Here is a 17,972-nt window from a genome sequence, read left to right as displayed (position 1 = left end):
CGCGGCGGTGTTGGCCCGCCCTCGGGACAGGCAGAAGGTGGGGATTACGCCGAACGGGCTGGTGCCTATCCCGATAGCGAACTATGCACAGGAAGCGGTGTGCTCAGGCCACGGCGGTCCAAGGCATGGGCTCGCCGACGTTGTTCGGGGGATGCCCGTTGTAAATGCTGGTCGAATATTTCTCAGAAGTGCTGGTGCAAAACCCCCATCGCGGATTTGGTGATCTGCCATTGAGATGATCGACAGCTCCATTTTTAAGCGGCCTGCCGCAGCGCCTCGGGGCGGGCGGCGCGGTGAGATTGGCATACGCCGATCCTCGATGCGCACTGTCTGGGCGGCGAGGTCGATCTGCTTCGCCATTTCAGCAGGCGTCAGCGACAGCGCCGGTGCCTGTTCGATGGCGACAAGCCGGGCGCAGACATTGCCCAGACTGCGGTCGATGCCATCGAGCGCGGCGGTGTGGTCGGGGATTCGCTCGCGTGCCGCCGTCAGATTGGCGACGGCATTGTGCAGGAGGCTGAGCTCGTGTCGCACGGCCTCGAAAGCCTGGGCGGTGGTCACTTCGGTGTCGTTTGTCTCGGTCATGGGTGCAGCTAAACCGTGCAAGTTTCAGGACGCCAGAGGCAGGAACCTCGATGGAAGGGGTGAGATTTGAGGGGGTGTCGGCGCGGATGCTGCTGAGGCGGCTTGAGATTGTGCCAAGCTGTGAAGGCTCCGCGACTCGGGCCTTGGCCTGCCCTACAGCCCGAGCCCGCGTCCCCTCCCCCGGCCGAGATCGAGGCCGTGCTCGAACGCGAGCTGGGCGCCCAGTTTGCGCTGGCTGTCCATCATGGTGATGCCAAGTTGGGCCTTGCGGACGGCCAGCAGGGATTCAAGCTGTGGATCGCGCTCGAGACTCCTGGCCATGTTTGCCATGGCTGATCGGGCGTTCTTGTGGGCGTCGATGTTACCAGCCGCATAGTGCCGATCGGCTTGGTTGGAGAGCTCGTTCCAGCGGCTAACAAACCGGTCGGCGCGAAGCTCGGGATTGGTGCGCAGCTCGGTTTCGAGCTGAAGCGCCCGGATGGCGCGATTGGCATTGCCGCGTGCGGCCTCGCTCGCCAGGCTGGGGTCCCTGGCATAGGCCGCCTCGGTATCGCGCGGCCCATGCGGGCGCAGCTCCTCGAACGCCTTGCGCGCGGACTTGAGCTCGGCAAGCTGTTCGGGGCTTTCCTGGCGGCCGTGGGCCCGCGTATCGTAGATTCGGTCGATCGCTTTGGCATGGCGTGTCAGCGCTTCGATGCGCTCGCGCCGCAGTTCTGCCTCGCGGGTTTCGGAGCTGGTCGGGATTGCAGCGATTTCACGTGACGGGGCGACCGGCTGGAGCAGGTCTTTGGAGACCTTGAGGCGGTGGCCATCAAAGTTCACCCGTTCGGGCACGGTAGAGAAGTTGGGCACCTTGAGCTTGAGCCCATCGAAGATGCCGCGCCTGGGCTGCACTTCGGGCGCAGGCTCGGGCACGCGGGCATAGTCCGATGCCATGTCCTTGCCGCGCTCGCGGCTGAGAATGCTGACAAGTCGGTCACGATCGGCGAAGTCATCCTTGCCGTAATGCAGATCGACCTGGTCCCTATGGCGCGACAGCGCGACATAGGCGGCATGGCGGTCGAGCCCTGGCGTTGCCAGCACATGGACGCTGTCCACGGTCATGCCCTGCGCCTTGTGGATGGTGGCGGCATAGCCATGATCGATATGGGCATAGTCCTTGAGATCGAAGGCAATGGACCGCCCATCGTCGGTGCGCACGCGCATGGCGATCTGGCTCACCTGTTCGACCGTGCCGAGCGTACCGTTCTTCACCTCCAGGCTGCGCTCGTTCTTGAGGAACATCACGCGGTCGCCGGACGCAAACGACCGCTCGCCACGTTCGACGGTAAGACCAACATCCTCGCCCAGCAGACTGTCGGCACGCATCCGTTCGCGCGCTGCCTCGTTCAGTTCGCGCACTTCGTCGTTGGTGTGGGTGAGGATGATCCGGCTGGCATCGGGGTCGGCTAATCGATTTCGATCCCAGCGATCGATCAGCTCTTCGCGCGCCTGTTCGCGCGTTTCGGCGGCGTGGACATGACCAGCCTGTTCATAGGCCGTCAGCGCCTCGTCCGTGCGGCCCGTGGCAAGCTGGCGCGTGGCATCGCGCTGCCATTCCTCGGACTGGCGACGAATGGTGGTGATCTCCACCGCACCGTGCCGTTCAGCAATACTGCGGAACGAGGCGCCGGCTTCGATGGCCTGGAGCTGCTGCGGATCGCCGACCAGCACGACCTTGGCGCCTTGCTTCTCTGCCTCGCTGACCAAGCGTTCCATCTGGCGCGTGCCGATCATGCCGGCTTCGTCGATCACCAGGATGGAATTGGGTTTCAGGGTCTCGCGTCCCTGTGCCCACTGGTGCTCGAGACTGGCAATCGTGCGTGAGGCAATGCCCGAGCCGTTTTCCAGGTTCTCGGCGGCAATACCGGAGAGGGCAATGCCACCCACATCGTAGCCGGCTTTCTCCCAGGCCTCGCGCGCCACACCGAGCATCGCGCTCTTGCCGGTGCCGGCATAGCCGATCACGCTGGCAATACCGCTACCGCCGGTGACATGCTCGAGCGCATGGCGCTGTTCGACCGACAGCACCAGGCCACGCGCTTCGGCGCGGTCCAGCGCGGCCGCCAGATGACGCGCCGGCACGCCATGATAGCGTTCCGCGTCGAGTCTGGCGGTGGCCGCCTCGAGCCGCTGTTCGGTCTCGAGCATGGCGCGCGAGGTGAAACGCTCCTCGCCGCGTCCGTCAGGACCCAGCCGCACAAGATCGGGCGAACTGCGCACCGCCGCCAGCACGGCGTCGAACTGATCTTTCCCTTCGCTGTGCCGGTGCACGAATGTGGCAAGATCCCGGCTGGTAAACGTGGCCTGCTGGTGGGTGATGGCATCGAGCGCGATGCCGGGGTTTTCGAGAATCTTGTCGCCATTGCTCCGGGCAATGGCAAAATGCTCTTCCAGCCGCTCGCGCACCAGGCCTTCCTGCGCCATGCGCGCGGCAGCCGGGCCGATCTTGTTCTGCGGCTCGAGAGCGATGCCCTGGGCCTCGAGGCTGCGGTGATCGATCCGCGCATCGATATCGAGCTGGGCCAGCCGACCATTGACGTGCTCGGCCCAGGTTTCACGCCAGTGGTTTAGCAGTTCGGTCCTGTTCCAATCGCGCACCTTGGGACCGAAGCCATCCGATCCAACTTCGCGCATGCTCAACATCACATGGGCATGAGGTTTGGCGAGGCCGTCTGCCCCCACATCCCAGTGCACATTGAGATCGGCCACCATGCCCCGGTCGACGAACTCCTTCTGCACGAAGTTGCGTGCCAATTGGATGCCATCGGCCTGGGTCATCTCACGCGGAATGGCGAACTCGATCTCGCGCGCCAGTTGCGCGTCCTTGCGCACTTCGACTGCCTCGACATCGTTCCACAGCTTCGCCCGGTCACGCCACTCTTCTGGCGCGCCATCTGGCAGCATGACTTCGCTGTGCACGACGCCGGTCTTGTTGGAGAAATCATGGTGCCGGTCGAGCCGCGCGTCATAGAGCCGATCGGCCGAGCGATAGGCAGCGGCGGCCACGGCGCTCGAGCCGCCACCGCGCGAAACAACTTTGGCCGAGAAGTGGTAGATCGCCATGGCGACACACCAGATACGCCTAAAAGCGCACGTCGGCACGACGTATAAGCGCGCCCTCAAAAGATTTCATCATTCTCGGGACGGCGGAATCCCATGAGGTTTCAGGGAATTGGCATTGATCGTCAAGGCCGATAACTGGAAGGCCTCGCGGCGCAACAGACCGCCGTCACAGGACACCAGACATGCGTAAGCCCCGCAACTATGACGAGGACCTCAAGGCCCTCACCGCCAAGGCCAGGCAACTCAAGGCGCGCAAGCAGGGCCAGTTAGGCGAACTGGTCGAAGCCACCGGCGCCGATCACCTCACCATCGAGGAACTGGCTGGCGCACTACTGTCGATCGCCGCCATCACCGATCCGCAACGACGGGAGGTATGATGCAAACGCGGCGCCGCACGACCAGCGCCCGCTATCGCTTGCCCCTGCAACAGGCGCGGCATGACACAAGGGTACGAATTCTGGCGGCATAGCGGTTATGTGCCGGGTGGTGCGGCCGTCGATGACTGAGCATCTTTGGAAGTATTTTGGCGACATAGAGCGTCACGTTCATCGCGCGCAGATTGGCGACGAAATCGGCGGTGTCGTAGGCATTGTCGGCGCCCAGCGTGCTACGGTGGCAGCCGTTCAAACGCTCCAGCATGGTCAACCCCGCGTCGCGCTCGGGATACCTGTGGCATGTGTCAGCATGGCATCGACCACCAGGCCGTGGCGGTTTTCCATCAGCACATGGCCCATGTGGCAAAGCTTTGAGGCTTGCCCGCGTGCCTTCTTGAACAGAGGTGCGTCTGTATCTGTGATCGAGGCATGGGCGGCATTGCTGCGCTTCGACGTGCTCGCGCGCTACCCGCTGCAAGACTCAGCGCTCAAGATCGTAGAATACAGCAGCGCCATGTGGCCGGTGCGGGATAACGGGCCGGTTGTTTCCGCCATCCGCAAGGTGGATGGTCAGTGAGGGCAGTGAGTTGCCAGTTTGCAAGGATTGTCTTCATCATCATGGCAGAAAATCTTGGTGATGTACCGTCTCGCCAAATGAGCCACCGTTATGCTAACGCTCCTGATGGGGAAGTGGGGCAGCTATGGCAACGAATACGCGAAGCGAGCGGTCGATCATTGAGACCGTTGTTAGAATTTTTCCGGTTATAGCCACGATTGCTGGCGGCATCTGGACGATGTTCATCTACTTTCATCCAGCGCAGAGTGCGGCCGTCTCCTCCGCGGCGCAAATCCCACCGGCAGCAACTCAATCGGCACCGACGCCAGCGGATATCTCAACTGGGTATGCCGCCGCAGCGACACAACCGATGGTTCCGCCGCAGGCCACTGTAGCGGCGACTGAGGCCCCAACTATAGCGCCCAGCGCCCCGCCCCTTGAAGGCGCGGCAACTGCGCTCGCGGCGGTGCAAGGTTTTTACGGCTATCTTCATGATGGTCGCGGGCAGGAGGCAGCTCTGCTTGTGGTACCCGAAAAGCGGCTGAGTGGACCATTTGCGCCATTCCAACTGTCTAATTTCTACGGAAATCTGCGGCATCCTATCGAACTTCTGAATGTTACTCCGATAGGCGAATCTTCCTATCAAGTGCATTACCGCTATACCGCGACGAAATCGGCATGCGACGGACGGGCACTAATTGCCACATCGTCTACCCAGGGGCGATATTTCGTTTCAGGGATAAGGGCAATTGACGGATGCTAAATAACATAAAGGCGTATGGATATTGACACCGCCAGCGGGCAGGCGCGTCACCGCTTCGCATGTGGCAGCTATTGCCATGTAAGAGGCACTGCCTTCCGAGCGCGACAATCGCCGTGGAGGGGGCCTGGCACGGCAAACGGAAACTACACAGGGCACCCTCCTGATCGGCATCGCCGCGCAAGGCTGATTCGCACACCAGCACAGGTAAGGAACTGCGGATCACATGAAGCCGCTAGACCTGGCGGTTCGCCAGCCGCCTGTTGCTAAAATTTTTTGGGCGTTTGTGCGAGGTCGTGCCGGTGCGCACGGATGTACCAGGCGGTGTGCTCGCAGCAAATGCCACATACCCTGGATTCTCAGGCGGTTGCGCTTTTCGCGCAACGCCCCAATTCTACTCGTGGCCAGCCAATCCATCAAACAGGAAGGATGTGCCACATGAATACCGCCTCGCCCAATTCCTTCGTGCGTCTTCCCCAGGTGCTCAAGGAAATCGGGCTCTCGCGCGCGACGCTCTATCGCAAGGTCCAGGACGGGACCTTTCCCAAGCAGTCGCGCATCGCCAGGCACTGCGTGGGCTGGCGCCGTAGCGCGCTCGACCAGTGGTTGCAGAACTTGATGTTCTATTCGGTCGACGACTTCACCTGATGCAACCCGCACAACGGTGCCGCCCGATGGCTCGCCAACGGGCGGCATGAATTTTCACCGCGGCCACCAGCACTGCCACCACCGGCCATCGATAGATTGGCATCCTCGCGCCAGGGCTGAAGGCGCGGCCCCGCTTTTCCATAATTCACGCAAAAACTTGGCGCGCGGATTCGCGTCTGGTATCGTGGGATCGCGCTGCGCAAAAGGCGGCGCCGGGACTGGTAATCCCGCCAATGGCTCAACTCGGAAAACATGGTTTTCCGGGGTGCCGTCGCGCATGTCCAAACCTTCGGGTTAAAGGCGGCGGCGCATGTCATTGGCATGTTACCAGCTCCGGCGGCTCCCGCGCGCAAGCGTGCGGGAGCTCGGGGTCAGTCCGCGTGATGACCTGAGACCTTCCGCTTCCCGCTTCTGACGCGGACCGGAGGTACATATGGACACGATCGTTCCTGCTACTTCATCCAACCCTGGCGCCCCTGCACTTGGCGCTGCCATCATCACGTTGCCGAGCGAAAATTATGAGCTCGGCGCGCTATGGCGACGCTACGATGCGCGGCCCGTCAGGCTCCTGCGCACCCGCGAAGGCCGCGCGCTCAGCCTGGATCGCTTCCAGCGCGCGGGCGAGTTCATGGGTTCATTTGCCTCGCCCATGGCCGATGACACCGCCTATCTGTTCTACTCAGCCGGCATCGTCGCGCAGTTGGCGATGTCGTCGCACCTTCTTGACGTGGGTTTTCCCGACGCGTGGTGTGCCAAGTACATCGGCCTCCATGTCGATCGTTCCCTGGCCTATGCCAACGCCACTGGCTTTGGCTACGAGGACACGGAGACCGAGCGACTGATGGACGTGCTCTCGCCCTACTGGAAATGGAACGACCTCAGCCGCGCGCACGGTATCAAGCCTGACACGGGAGGCTTTGCCGTCGGGGAGGTTCGCGACATCATCGCCGCGCTGCTAGACCACGTCGCCGAGGTGACCGGGCACGGTCGACGGAAACTGCGCCGGGCACCGTTCTAATCGGCATCGACGCGCGAGAGTGATTCGCGCGGCGATGCCGAATAGGTGCAACCGACCTCGTGACACCGCTGGACCTGGCGGCTTGCCAGCCGCCGAGCGCCTGCTCGCAAAAATTTTTTTAGTGTTCGTGCGAGGTCGTGTCGGAGCGCTTGGGTGTACCCGGTAGTGTGCTCACGGCAAAAGCCGCATGTGCTGGATTCTCAGGTGCTTGCGCTTTTCCCGCAACGCCCCAATTCTACTCGTGGCCGGCCAATCCAACCCATCAAACAGGAAGGATGTGCCACATGAATACCGCCTCGCCCAATTCGTTCGTGCGGCTGCCCCAAGTGCTCAAGGAAACCGGGCTCTCGCGCGCGACGCTCTATCGCAAGGTCCAGAACGGAACCTTTCCGAAACAGTCGCGCATCGCCACGCGCTGCGTGGGCTGGCGCCGCAGCGCGCTCGACCAGTGGCTGCAGAACCCGATGTTCTATTCCGTCGACGACTTCACCTGATGCGCCCCACAGAACGGTGCCGCCCGATGGCAAGTCATCGGGCGGCCTGAATTTTTCACCACGGCCACCAACGTTGCCACCAGTGCCCATAGACCGCACGGGTCAGCGTGGAGAGTGCCTTGGCCAGCTCGGCCTGCACCGCCTCGACACTGATGCCATAGCGCTGGGCCAGTTCGGCATAGCTGGCGCCCTCGAAGCGCACCGCCGCGAAGATCGCCCGCTGCCGCTTGGTCATCCGGCGCAGACCACGCTGCCCCCGGCGCCAGAACGTGCGGGGCGACAGGGTGGGCAGGACGGGCGTGCCCCATTCGGGCGGGAGAGGCCGGCTCATGGCCGGTCCTCCCCACAGGCCAGGAGGAAGTCGGCGGCTTTGCTTGCCGCACTGGCAGCCCGGAAGATCGCCTTCTCGTCGGCGCACAGCACTTCGAGCCATGCTCCGATATAGTCGGCATGCCGCACCGTCGGCACAATGCCCAGCGCCGCACAGGCAAAGGCACTGGCCATTTCCGCGACAAGTTCCTCTTTTGCGTAGGACGCAGAGCCAAACTCGCCGGTCTGGTCCCGGTCCAGCCGGCTCTTGTGGCCCGTGGCATGGCCAAGTTCGTGCAGGGCCGTGCGAAACCAGTTGATCGGCTCGAGGAAGGCAGCCTGGGGCGGCACCTGCACCATGTCATGGGTGGGCGAATAGAACGCCTCCCCGCCGCCGATGTGGAAGGTCACCCCGCTGTTCTGGATCACGCGATCAGCGCCGGCAATCGCCAGTTCTGGCGCAATCGGTGTCACCGGGGCAATCATGTCTTCGGGCAGGTCCTCGCACTGGTCGAGGTTGAACACGGTAAAGCGCTTGAGAAAGGCCACGGTGCGCGCTTCGCGGTCTTCGTCCCTGGCTTTGACAGCTTCCTCGCGCGGGGTGAAGCGATCGGCATAGCAGACCACCGTGCCCTTCTCGCCGCGCCGGACATGGCCCCCTGCTGCTTCGGCCTGGCGATAGGTCAGCCAGCGCTGCGAGGAAAAGCCCTGCTCGATGGCAGCGGTCCAGAGAATGAGAACGTTTATTCCGGAATAAGTCCTACCCGAACCGGCATTGTGGGGCAGCGTGCAGGGACAGCGGCTGGCGTCCCAGGGCTGCACCCAGGGCAGGCGCCCGGCTTCGAGTTCGGCAATGATGCGGTAGGTCACCTCGGCATAGAGGGACTGGCGTTCGCTCGTGTTCACGGTGCTCATGATCTTCAAGCTCCTTAAACCGCCATGGCCCGGCGCCGGGGTGGCGGGGGGCGGCAGGAGCGGACCAAGAGCCCCGCATCAGGCGGCGGGGTGCACCGAAGGGCGCAACAGCGTGGAGCACCCGGAGCCGCGCAGCGGGCCGGGTTGCACCCGGTCGCGGCAGGGCTACAGGGCCGTGACGCCCCCCGTCACCCTGGAGCCGAGGCAGACGCCGCCGCGCACAAGGAGCGCGGCGACAACCGGAGGGGAGCCAAAGGTGGACCGACAGGACCGGCCAGACTGGCCGGGCCAGGTGTCAGCGATCGCACCGGCCATGCCGACGAGACGGCAGCGCCGGCTCGGCTGGAGCGCAGCGGAAGGAGAGCACGGTCAGGCCGAGACGGCCTGAAATGCCATCCGTGACTGGATGGGTAAGCTGATGATCTATCAGGTCGATGATGCCCGCTAACAGGTGCAGGGCAACATGCTGACGTCTGCATTCTGACAAACCCGGCCTAGCGGAATGCCGAGATCTGGACTTGGCTGCCGGCCCCTGCCTCTGCCGGGAACGCTTGGCTTCGCTGAAACCGGTAATTCAAACAGTACCAATGCCTTATCCTCGCACCATGCGCTCGAACTGTCGGTCGTCCAAGGGCTGTAATCCATAGACGGATCGGATCTGATCGAAGGCCTTCCGTAGTTGTTCTTGCACGACGTCGGGCACCGGATCATCAAGAACCATCTCGATCTTGAATCGACGCTCAATCGCTTCAAAATCTTTCTCGCCTTCGCGCGACCCCAACTCCCAGACTGTCCGCCGCAAGCCTTCAAGGCCAAGCCTGATGTGAAACGGCCCTTTGCCCCCCAGAGCCTTGCAGAGCCGGATGTTCGCTCGTAGCCAAGATGCCCAACCTTCATAGGCGGCATTGTCGAAAAACAGGTGGGCGCCATTCTGACAATCGACGAAAAAATTGCCGGCGATCCCCCAAAGCTCGCCAGTGTCCTTGAACAGGCGGGTCGCCGTTGGCGTCAAACCGATCTCCCGGATCGTCTCGCTAGACCGGAATGCGATGTAACCGCCTTCGGTGCGCCCATAATCAAGGCCACTAAAACTGCCCAGCGGGACAGGATGGTTGCCCTGTTTCTCCAGCACTTCGTAGAACCCATCTACTGCCTCCCAAACCGTCGGTAAAAGCCGGGCATAGCCGTATGGTGCAGCAGCCATGGCAAGCCGGAGGCTACCGTCGTGTTTCATTGACACGACCAGCGGTTGCCGCCCGCCCTCCCAGATGCCTGCATCGTCCGACTCTGCTGGATGCCACGGAAGAGCGAAAGACTGTTGAAGGGGCATAGCTTCAAGACACGCTTTGATGGCCTCTTCGAACTTGCTCGCCAATCGACTTCGGACAGCTTTCAACTCTGCGGGTGCTGCCCCAACGGGAAGTTCGTAAGTGATGGGTCCCCGGCGGTGTCGCATGTCGAAGGGAAGATCTTCAACCCGCGCGGACGCCATCGCGATGTTCCACACCGTGATGACCCGGTTGGTGCCGAGCGCATGCTTGGCGTAACCAAGCTCGATAAGAACGTTCGGATTTGCCACATACTTGCCGGCCGCCGATTGGGCGATCGGCGTGACATCCCCTATGAACACTCCCGCCCCCTCGATCTTTTTAAAAATGGTTTCGACGATCGGAGGCGAGCCGGGAACACCCTTGGTGTCATGATCAAGTTCCGGACGTTCGGCTTCAGCCATATCCGCCGAGATCCGCTCCAACGCTAGGACCAACGCTTCGCGAATGAGCCCCCTGTTCTCCCGAAAAGGATGATCGCTTTGCCATGACCAAAAGACTGTACGCGTCATCAGATCCCTCGTATTCCCTTGGGTTGAGCTCGCAAACCTGTGCGACCTATTTGCCAGCTTTCATCCCTGTGCCTAAACATTGCTCGCTGGCCACGGCACCTTGGCAATCGAACACCCAGAAATCTTACAAATATTGAGGCGACAACCACCTAAATATTACCAAAATATCAAATGGCTTTATTAAGATGGTATCCAACGGTCCCCATCAACTTTTTACTCGGTTAAGACGCCTTCAAATTTGGCGATTAGTGCGGTTGCGAGCCCAGGACCACGAAGGTGAAGACCGATTTCGTCGAGTCGATTGCTCGGAAGACCGGACTGCGACCCCCAGTTCATGCTGCTGACGACAATATCGTCATCGTCCCAAGCAAGGAATTTGGCATGGAGCTGCGGCACGCGCACGGGCAAAAGCTCGACCACGTCGTTCAATCGCTCACGGTGTGCTACGACATGACGCCGCTTTGTCGGCCCGGTGTACCGCGAAAAATAAACGCGCGCGTCTGCAATGCGGCGGCCGGCCACCTCAGCTGGATTAAACAGAGCCGGCACCATCGGGGCGCCGAGCTTGTTTGTGCAACAGACAAATCGGTGAGTGGCATCGTGCGCCGCAGTACGGAGCAGTTGTTCATGCTCGTGTGCATAGACCAGCGTCAAAGCGGCACGTGCCACTTTGCTGGTGTGCAAGGCCGGCGCGAGGAGCGATCGGCTCCTGCGCAGATCGGACGCCATGAAACTCAGCGTCTCGACCGCGCGCGTTGCGCTTGAGAGGCTCGACACGATCGTACGCAGTACGTCCAACCCAATGGCAACACCTAACGCATCGTGCAGCTCGACTGACATTTCGACCGATGAAAAGGGGGATTGCAGCCAGTTGCACGACCCAAGGATTACACTTGCCCCGCCGTGCCCGTCGTCGGCGGCGGCAATCTTTGCATGGCTTCGCACCGAATCCCGCTGCACTAATACAAAGCCCGCGGCTGCGCGAACCGCCGACAGCCGCTTGCCAAGTTCCTGCATTGCGATCGCGTGCTTGGCTTGGCCATCGAGCGCTGATCCGTAGAATAGATGGCAGCGAACGCCGCGGCCGACTGCATCCTCAAGCGCGCGCCAGATCCGCTCGCGCTGCTCTTTACCCCGCTCATCCGATTGTTCGGCGACGAAAGTTGATAGGACGAAGACATCGGACCGCGCATTCGCCACTAGACGTTCGAAATGTTCCAAATGCTGCTCCGCCCCGACGATGAGCTGATCGGGATCGAATGCTATCTGCGCGGATGGCGATGCATTTGCCGGCGGGTTTGATACCTTCGGCAAGATGCCCGTCTTAAGAGTCTCCTTGAGCGCCTGGATGAGATGGTCGCTGGCACCTTCTGGCAAGACGCCGTTTTGAACATCCGCAAGATCAAGCACCAGATATCGCTGTTCGATCACCGAACTGATCGCTTGCACCCCGCGCATCCATTCTCCCGCCCGAAGCATAGGCGCCATGAAGCGATTGACCCGGTCGGCCATACTGTCGTCGGTCTCGGCAACTTCGCTTGTCGGAAAACCGACGGATCGTGCATCCTTGGGAAGTCTGGTGAGCGGAACCGTATACACGTCACGGTTGCGCAGAACCGATTGGCCGACTTTCTCGAGCACGATACTGATAGGCACCTCACGATCCTCCGTCCGTTCTGGCAGGGCGCGGTCCGATCGGAGGAAGTCGTGCCCAACGCTGCTGGTGGCCAGAACCGGCGCCGGCGACAGGCGCACCTCGATCAGACCGAATTGCATCAAGCGCGCGACGGTGGAACTTGCGACCTGACGCGGGATTTGCAGCGCATCGGCGACCTCTGCGATCGTACCCGGCGCGCGATCGAGCGCGAGAAGCACCATTTCTTCAATGGGGCTCCATCCCCAAGTCCGCTGAACGATGGCGCGGGCACGGTAATGCCAGGCAGGAAGATAGATCTTCACAAGCACAGTCTCCCCTGCTCGTCGGTGTTGATGATGGCGGCGCCGTAGCCGACGTCGGGGAATTCGGTCTGAGCCAGGCGATCGAGCTCGGCGAACAGGGTGCTCAAAAAATCAAGTTCGCCGCCTCTATGGTCGGGGTCGACGCCCCCGATGGCGTCCTCGACGAACTGCCGGCTTGTGGCGAGAATGAGCTTCTGCCGAGACCGGCTGAGAAGCACGTTCATACGCTGGGGATTGCGGATGAAGCCAAGTGCGCGCGTGCCTACCAGTGCGTTGTTTCGCACAAGGCTAGCCACGACGATATCGGCTTCGCCGCCCTGAAAACTGTCGCTGGTGTAGAAGAATTTTCCATCATGCCGCGGGCTCTCGAAGCCGAACAGCCGACCGTCACCATCGATCTGGTGCTTCAGCGACGCCTCGAAATGATCAACCTGGGCCGCGTAGGGCGACAGGATTACGAGCGTCGGCGCGCGCTCCCCGGTCATGCGCATCGGATGCAGCTGCCGCAGTGCGGCCAGGAGTGCTGTCGCTTCGGTGTCGTTGCGATAAGATTTTTTCACCTGCCGCTCAAAAGCCTTCCTCCGGCTGATGCTGAGCGCCGGCAGATTGACGAGGACGATGGGCGCGGCTGGAAACGAAACGTCTGCCGCGACCGTTCCGCGTCGTGCCTTCACGCGGTCCGAGGCAATGAGTTTCCCGGCATAGAAGGTGTTGGAGACCAGCTCGCTGATCGCTGGGTGCATGCGGCTTTGCTCGAGCAAGATATTCGCGATCGAGCTTGGCCGGCCCAGCAGCTTCTCACGCTCTTCCTCGCGCTCCGCGATGGATCGAAACGCCTCTTCGAACCGCGATGCAATCGCAAGGACGTCGGCAAGGAGCTGCTGGTCCGATGTGATCAGCTCGAGCGTAGTGTCCACTTCAGGCGGTAAGTCGGATATGGTCGCGATTTGCGCCCGCGCATCGGCAAGCAGCTCGGATGCGACCGCGATATCGTAGAATTTCTGACGATCGACCAGATCGAACGGCGAGAGCTGACGATGATCGCCGATCATGATCCGACGGTTGCCAAGCAGGAGCGCGCCGATTAGCTCTGCACCGTGCGCGCGCGCTGCCTCTTCGATCACAACCCAGTCGAATTGCTCGCCATCCGCGATCATCTCTTCGATGACATACGAAGAGGTGGTGGCAAGCGTCACATCGGACGAGCGCAACAGCAGATTGTCGGTATCTCGGAATACCCGATCCGCGACCGCCTGCTCCGCCTCGTCAACGGGCTGCAGCGCCTGCTTGATCTGATATTGCTGGCTGGCGAGGAACGCCGCGATCGCCGGTTCAATGGTATCGGTCGCGCCGAGCAAGGCAGTGGAAGCCGCCCGTAATGTGCTTGGCTTTTGCTCCTTTCCCGACCGTTCCACGCGTACTACGATTGATGCCCCAGCCGAAAGCGTCTTCCTGAGCTCGTCTTCCATCTGGACGAGCGTCTCATGGTTTTGCGCCGAGATCAGCACGCGCGCGTCGCTGGTGATTGACAGGATGCTCTTCACCAGTTGCGAGATCAGGAACGTCTTACCGACGCCTGGCGGGCCGACGACGATATTGATCGACTTGCCTGCCGCGATCGATTGCCAGGCGCGCTTCTTGGTGTCGTCAAGATCGGGGGGCGCATCGCCCGGCACGGCAATTTCCCGAAGCGCCTCGTCCAGCGCGACCTGTGCTGGATCATCGAGCGCTCGCAGCAACTCGACATTGCTTCTGGCAGCGACGGCGTTCTGCAATCGGCGGCGGATGGCGCGCTCCGTGCCGGACTCTCGCTTGGGACGGAGATAATAGCCCTGCCGTGGCACGATAGCTTGGCTCGAGCTGAAGGCGAAGGCCTGTCGGCCCCGATAGGAGCCGCTGCCAAGATAGCGAAGCTCGGCCGGACGGTCGCGTTCGCCACCAAGCTTGTCGGAAAGGGTGAGCGTCCACAGCGGTCGGCCATCGTCGTCGCGCAGATCGCGGCGGACGGCATCCTCCGCGGTCCGCATACCCATGCGAAGACGACGCTCGTCTCGTTCGTTTTCCTTGCGCGGAACGACCCAGACTAGGCTTTGCTCGTCATCTGGGGCTGATTGAAGGACCTCAACGGGGTAGAAACGAAATTGATCGCGCAGCCAAGTGAAGGCTTCGAGGACGATCAGCGCATACCACGGCGGTACATCGCGCGCTGCGTCAAGCGCGGTCGGCTGGGCGCTGGGATGTGTCCAGGCGATCGCGCCGGGGCCGAGCTTGCGGACCCGTTCCTCAGCGTTGAGCCGCGTTCGCGACAGGTGAATACGATGCTTCAGTTCGACCGCATCGTAGACCCGATCACCGGGCTGACGTTTATTAGCCGAGGTCAGCATACCGAAACGACCCTCGCCGACCCTGACGGTGTAAATCGCCAAATCCGTTACCACCCGGACGATCGTGCGATCCGAAAAGTCGGCGCGCACGCCTGGGCTGAGCAAATCCTCCTCGACGAAACGAAGCACCGCAGGTGTGTCGTCTGCCGAAATCGTGCCCGAGGTGAGTTGCGGGAGATCACTGCGCAGTGCGTCGGCGGTCGGGTAGAGGACCATCTCGCCCTCGGTGCTCGAACCCACGCGGTCGAGCTCGCTGATGACCTCGCGCAATTCGCGCAAGACGATCGATCCATCAAACAGCTGGTACTGGGGTGGGTTGGCAAGGCGGTCGAGCATGCGGCGCTCGATCGCGAGCAACGCTGGCCCTCCTTCAGGCGTCACGCCCAGGATCGAGGCGGCGGCGCGGCCTAGATCCATCCAGTCCTGGCGAAAGGAGATGGCCCCCGTGGGCCTGAGCGATTGACCAGCGCCGCCTAGATCGCCGTCACCGATGTGCACGCACGTCTCGTATCCACCGAGGCGATAGTCCTCCCGGTCGATACCATGCGAAAAGATGGCATCTTCGCTGACGGCGCCGTGCACGATGCCCGTATCATGACAGGCGGCCAACGCTTCGGCGATACGGGTGATGTTGCGCCAGAACAGCTTTCGCCCTGCACTGGAGAGGAAAACCCCCTGTTTGGCGCGGATCCGCGCAGGACTGGAGACCGGCGTACCGGGATCGAGCATGAGAATGGCGAATTCGTCGCTATCCTCGACGAGCCCACGCACATCGACCAGCAGATCGCGCGAGTGTCGCGACGTTAGGAGCCGGCGGACGCGGCGTAGCCCACGCGCGATCAGGCGACGCAGATCGTCATCGAGCGGTGTACCGGTCTTCTTGAACAGGCGAAGCAAATAGCGTTCGCCATCCTCCACACCGATGGCAGCTCGAAATTGCGACTGCCAGATGCCGACGTCGCCCGAAAAGGAATCGTCTGCAAACCGAAACCGATCATCGAGTCTGTCCCGCTTACCAATCCGCTTGCGCGCCATGCATTTGCCCTGCCGAAAACCTGACACGAGGAAGCCTCTGAGCGCAGAGATGCCAATGCCCTCACGCGACTGATGTCCTCATCCGCTAACCGAGATATAGGCAGGCTTATCGCCTCTGAATTCGATAGTGTCATTCCCTCAATCCTAAGCGATGAACGAAAGATCACGTATCCTCAATCAGCGCTCCAAAGCAGACAGCTGGCTTCTCCAGGTCCAGCCTTTCCAGCATTATCGGGATTGATCAGCTCACGCCGAGCGGACGGCCGGCAATTAGGAACAGTTGCTTCGCCCCGGAATGGCTGCGACGGGAACGACGCGGAGGCTTTTTTCGGCCACCTCAATCGTCGGCTTCCGGCAGAACCGAACGTAAATTGGTTCTAGCTTGAACGACCAACACTGGTCGGGAACAGCCACGCGTTTCTGCATTATTGGGTACGGTTGCCTGCCGATGATCCTCAGTTCGCCCGCAGCCGCGTGTCAAGTGACGTGGGCCGGGTCGAGACCTTCAACGTGAGGGGCCTCCCTCATTTGCTTCAAGCAGCCATACACCTGATCCGCCCAATCCTGGAGCATGCGTCGGCGCGGCGACAAGTACAGCGCGCTGTTATAGGCGCTGCGGACGTCGTCGCGGTCGACGTGGGCAAGTGCCATCTCGATCCAATCGGCCCGATAGCACTCGGCTTCGTTGGCCCACGTGGATGCCAGACCGCGGAAGCCATGGACCGTCTGTCGACCACGATATCCCATGCGGTAGCAACCATAGATCATGCTGTTCTGAGAAATCGGCTGCCCGAGCTTGTCACCGCCAAAGACGTAAGCACCCGACGAATAGCTCCTGACGTCTTGAAGCAGCGACACGACCTGGCGCGATAGCGGCACAAGGTGCTCGCGTTCCATCTTCATCCGCGCAGTTGGCACGCGCCACAGCGGCTCCGGCCCATCGAGTTGCTCGAACTCGTCCCAGCGAGCAAGGCGGGTCTCGTTGGTCCGTCCCCAGGTCAGCAGCGTGAACAGCAACGCCGCCCGTGTCACGGCGCGACGGCGTGGATTCTCCTCACCGTCGTAGCAGTCGATTGCCCGAACCAGCGCAGGCAGTTCCTGCAGCCCGACCCGTGCCATGTGGCGAACCCGCGGTTTCGGCTTCAACAAGTCAGACAGATAGGCCGCAGGATCCTGATCCGCCCAGCCCTGAGGAATCGCAAAGCGATAGACTTGGCTCACATGCTGCTTGATCCGCCGGCTGACGTCGAGCGCGCCGCGCGCTTCTACGGTCCGGACCATGGCCAGCACGTCGGCGCTGGTGATAGAGCGCAGTGGCCGATGGCCGAGCACTGGAAAGACATCGCGCTCAAGCCGCGTCATCAGCCGCTTGGCATGGCCGGCGTCGAGATTGCCCGCACGATTCTCGTGCCAGGCCCGTGCCGCCTGCTCGAACGTCTTGCCGGCGGGCGACCTGTTGCTGGCGCCTGGGTCCCTGCCCTGCCCCAGCGCCACCCTGGCCTCCGCGCGGCGCAGCCTCGCCTCGGCAAGACTGAGATCAGGATAGCGCCCGAAGGAGAGCAGCTTCTCCTTGCCGTCGAACCGGTACTTCATCCGCCACAGCTTCGAGCCATTGGGCCGAACGAGGAGGTACAGGCCCTCGCCGTCGGCGAGCTTGTAGTCCTTTTGCCGCTTGGTCGCGTAGCGGACTTCGAGTTCCTTGAGCGCCATGTGGGGGTACTCCGCTGGGGTTGCAGCGATTACCCCACAAAATACCCCCAAATGCAAATCGACGTCCTGGCGTTTGGTGAGGTCCAGAGATGCACATTGAGACTTCGCGACTCGCGAGTAAGCCCCGGAAAAAGACACAAAAAATCCGCCTCGGGTTTTCCTGAGGCGGTTTGGTATGATTGGGAATGGTTGCGGGGGCAGGATTTGAACCTGCGACCTTCAGGTTATGAGCCTGACGAGCTACCGGGCTGCTCCACCCCGCGATGCGCTGCGGCCCCGT

At 61.8% G+C, this 17,972-nt stretch carries 13 protein-coding genes, 1 tRNA gene and 1 pseudogene; 5 read left to right on the top strand and 10 right to left on the bottom strand.

Annotated features, from left to right (window positions below):
- Window positions 1-81: 81 nt before the first annotated feature.
- Both ABIC78_RS18085 and traA read right to left on the bottom strand, forming a co-directional pair.
- Window positions 82-585, bottom strand: coding sequence for a hypothetical protein (locus ABIC78_RS18085; protein WP_354491150.1), 504 nt, complete (start codon window positions 583-585; stop codon window positions 82-84).
- Between the two features lie 153 nt (window positions 586-738).
- The gene (gene traA / locus ABIC78_RS18080; protein WP_354491146.1) at window positions 739-3,690 is read right to left on the bottom strand and encodes a Ti-type conjugative transfer relaxase TraA; all 2,952 of its coding nucleotides are present in this window, start codon (window positions 3,688-3,690) and stop codon (window positions 739-741) included.
- A gap of 182 nt (window positions 3,691-3,872) precedes the next feature.
- On the opposite strand from traA, the gene ABIC78_RS18075 reads away from it, so the two are divergent.
- A complete protein-coding gene (locus tag ABIC78_RS18075) occupies window positions 3,873-4,067 on the top strand; it encodes a conjugal transfer protein TraD (protein ID WP_502915695.1) in 195 nt (64 codons plus the stop codon).
- A gap of 99 nt (window positions 4,068-4,166) precedes the next feature.
- Here the strand turns inward: ABIC78_RS18075 and ABIC78_RS18070 are convergent.
- Window positions 4,167-4,514 (bottom strand): annotated as a pseudogene (locus tag ABIC78_RS18070) (IS5/IS1182 family transposase); the annotation flags it as partial.
- On the opposite strand from ABIC78_RS18070, the gene ABIC78_RS18065 reads away from it, so the two are divergent.
- From ABIC78_RS18065 to ABIC78_RS18050, 4 genes are all read left to right on the top strand, one after another.
- Window positions 4,483-4,641, top strand: coding sequence for a hypothetical protein (locus ABIC78_RS18065; RefSeq protein ID WP_354491144.1), 159 nt, complete (start codon window positions 4,483-4,485; stop codon window positions 4,639-4,641). The pseudogene ABIC78_RS18070 and the gene ABIC78_RS18065 sit on opposite strands and share 32 nt — an antisense overlap.
- Window positions 4,642-5,818: 1,177 nt before the next feature.
- Window positions 5,819-6,028, top strand: a complete 210-nt coding sequence (locus ABIC78_RS18060) for a helix-turn-helix transcriptional regulator (RefSeq protein WP_354491142.1) — start codon at window positions 5,819-5,821, stop codon at window positions 6,026-6,028.
- Between the two features lie 433 nt (window positions 6,029-6,461).
- Window positions 6,462-7,046 (top strand): hypothetical protein, encoded by a 585-nt coding sequence (locus tag ABIC78_RS18055; RefSeq protein ID WP_354491140.1) that lies wholly within the window; start codon window positions 6,462-6,464, stop codon window positions 7,044-7,046.
- A 284-nt stretch (window positions 7,047-7,330) separates the two neighbouring features.
- Window positions 7,331-7,540, top strand: a complete 210-nt coding sequence (locus ABIC78_RS18050; protein WP_169041624.1) for a helix-turn-helix transcriptional regulator — start codon at window positions 7,331-7,333, stop codon at window positions 7,538-7,540.
- A gap of 55 nt (window positions 7,541-7,595) precedes the next feature.
- Here the strand turns inward: ABIC78_RS18050 and ABIC78_RS18045 are convergent, their stop codons facing one another.
- From ABIC78_RS18045 to ABIC78_RS18015, 7 genes are all read right to left on the bottom strand, one after another.
- Window positions 7,596-7,871 (bottom strand): sigma factor-like helix-turn-helix DNA-binding protein, encoded by a 276-nt coding sequence (locus ABIC78_RS18045; RefSeq protein ID WP_354491138.1) that lies wholly within the window; start codon window positions 7,869-7,871, stop codon window positions 7,596-7,598.
- A complete protein-coding gene (locus ABIC78_RS18040; RefSeq protein ID WP_354491136.1) occupies window positions 7,868-8,764 on the bottom strand; it encodes an ArdC family protein in 897 nt (298 codons plus the stop codon). Before ABIC78_RS18040 ends, ABIC78_RS18045 begins: the two co-directional genes overlap by 4 nt.
- Window positions 8,765-9,356: 592 nt before the next feature.
- Entirely contained in the window at window positions 9,357-10,604 is a 1,248-nt protein-coding gene (locus ABIC78_RS18035) for a hypothetical protein (RefSeq protein WP_354491135.1), read from the bottom strand.
- A gap of 213 nt (window positions 10,605-10,817) precedes the next feature.
- Window positions 10,818-12,563 (bottom strand): MarR family transcriptional regulator, encoded by a 1,746-nt coding sequence (locus ABIC78_RS18030; RefSeq protein WP_354491133.1) that lies wholly within the window; start codon window positions 12,561-12,563, stop codon window positions 10,818-10,820.
- A complete protein-coding gene (locus ABIC78_RS18025; RefSeq protein WP_354491131.1) occupies window positions 12,560-15,982 on the bottom strand; it encodes a DEAD/DEAH box helicase in 3,423 nt (1,140 codons plus the stop codon). The genes ABIC78_RS18030 and ABIC78_RS18025 overlap by 4 nt, the downstream gene beginning before the upstream one ends.
- Window positions 15,983-16,459: 477 nt before the next feature.
- Complete coding sequence (locus tag ABIC78_RS18020; protein WP_354491129.1) at window positions 16,460-17,692, bottom strand: tyrosine-type recombinase/integrase; 1,233 nt, start codon at window positions 17,690-17,692, stop codon at window positions 16,460-16,462.
- Window positions 17,693-17,878: 186 nt separating this feature from the next.
- Window positions 17,879-17,955 (bottom strand) — tRNA-Met (locus tag ABIC78_RS18015).
- Window positions 17,956-17,972: the final 17 nt, after the last annotated feature.

It is taken from the genome of Novosphingobium sp. 1529, assembly GCF_040544855.1.
Lineage (GTDB): Bacteria > Pseudomonadota > Alphaproteobacteria > Sphingomonadales > Sphingomonadaceae > Novosphingobium > Novosphingobium capsulatum.
Note: the sequence above shows the minus strand (reverse complement) of the source record. Positions and strands in the feature narration are given on the sequence as shown.

Bases quoted from the DNA above. Each gene is read 5' to 3' on its own strand.
- ABIC78_RS18075 (WP_502915695.1), top strand. From the start codon at position 3,873: ATGCGTAAGCCCCGCAACTATGACGAGGACCTCAAGGCCCTCACCGCC.
- ABIC78_RS18050 (WP_169041624.1), top strand. From the start codon at position 7,331: ATGAATACCGCCTCGCCCAATTCGTTCGTGCGGCTGCCCCAAGTGCTC.
- ABIC78_RS18035 (WP_354491135.1), bottom strand. From the start codon at position 10,604: ATGACGCGTACAGTCTTTTGGTCATGGCAAAGCGATCATCCTTTTCGG.
- ABIC78_RS18025 (WP_354491131.1), bottom strand. From the start codon at position 15,982: ATGGCGCGCAAGCGGATTGGTAAGCGGGACAGACTCGATGATCGGTTT.
- ABIC78_RS18020 (WP_354491129.1), bottom strand. From the start codon at position 17,692: ATGGCGCTCAAGGAACTCGAAGTCCGCTACGCGACCAAGCGGCAAAAG.
- ABIC78_RS18060 (WP_354491142.1), top strand. From the start codon at position 5,819: ATGAATACCGCCTCGCCCAATTCCTTCGTGCGTCTTCCCCAGGTGCTC.
- ABIC78_RS18045 (WP_354491138.1), bottom strand. From the start codon at position 7,871: ATGAGCCGGCCTCTCCCGCCCGAATGGGGCACGCCCGTCCTGCCCACC.
- traA (WP_354491146.1), bottom strand. From the start codon at position 3,690: ATGGCGATCTACCACTTCTCGGCCAAAGTTGTTTCGCGCGGTGGCGGC.
- ABIC78_RS18040 (WP_354491136.1), bottom strand. From the start codon at position 8,764: ATGAGCACCGTGAACACGAGCGAACGCCAGTCCCTCTATGCCGAGGTG.
- ABIC78_RS18055 (WP_354491140.1), top strand. From the start codon at position 6,462: ATGGACACGATCGTTCCTGCTACTTCATCCAACCCTGGCGCCCCTGCA.
- ABIC78_RS18085 (WP_354491150.1), bottom strand. From the start codon at position 585: ATGACCGAGACAAACGACACCGAAGTGACCACCGCCCAGGCTTTCGAG.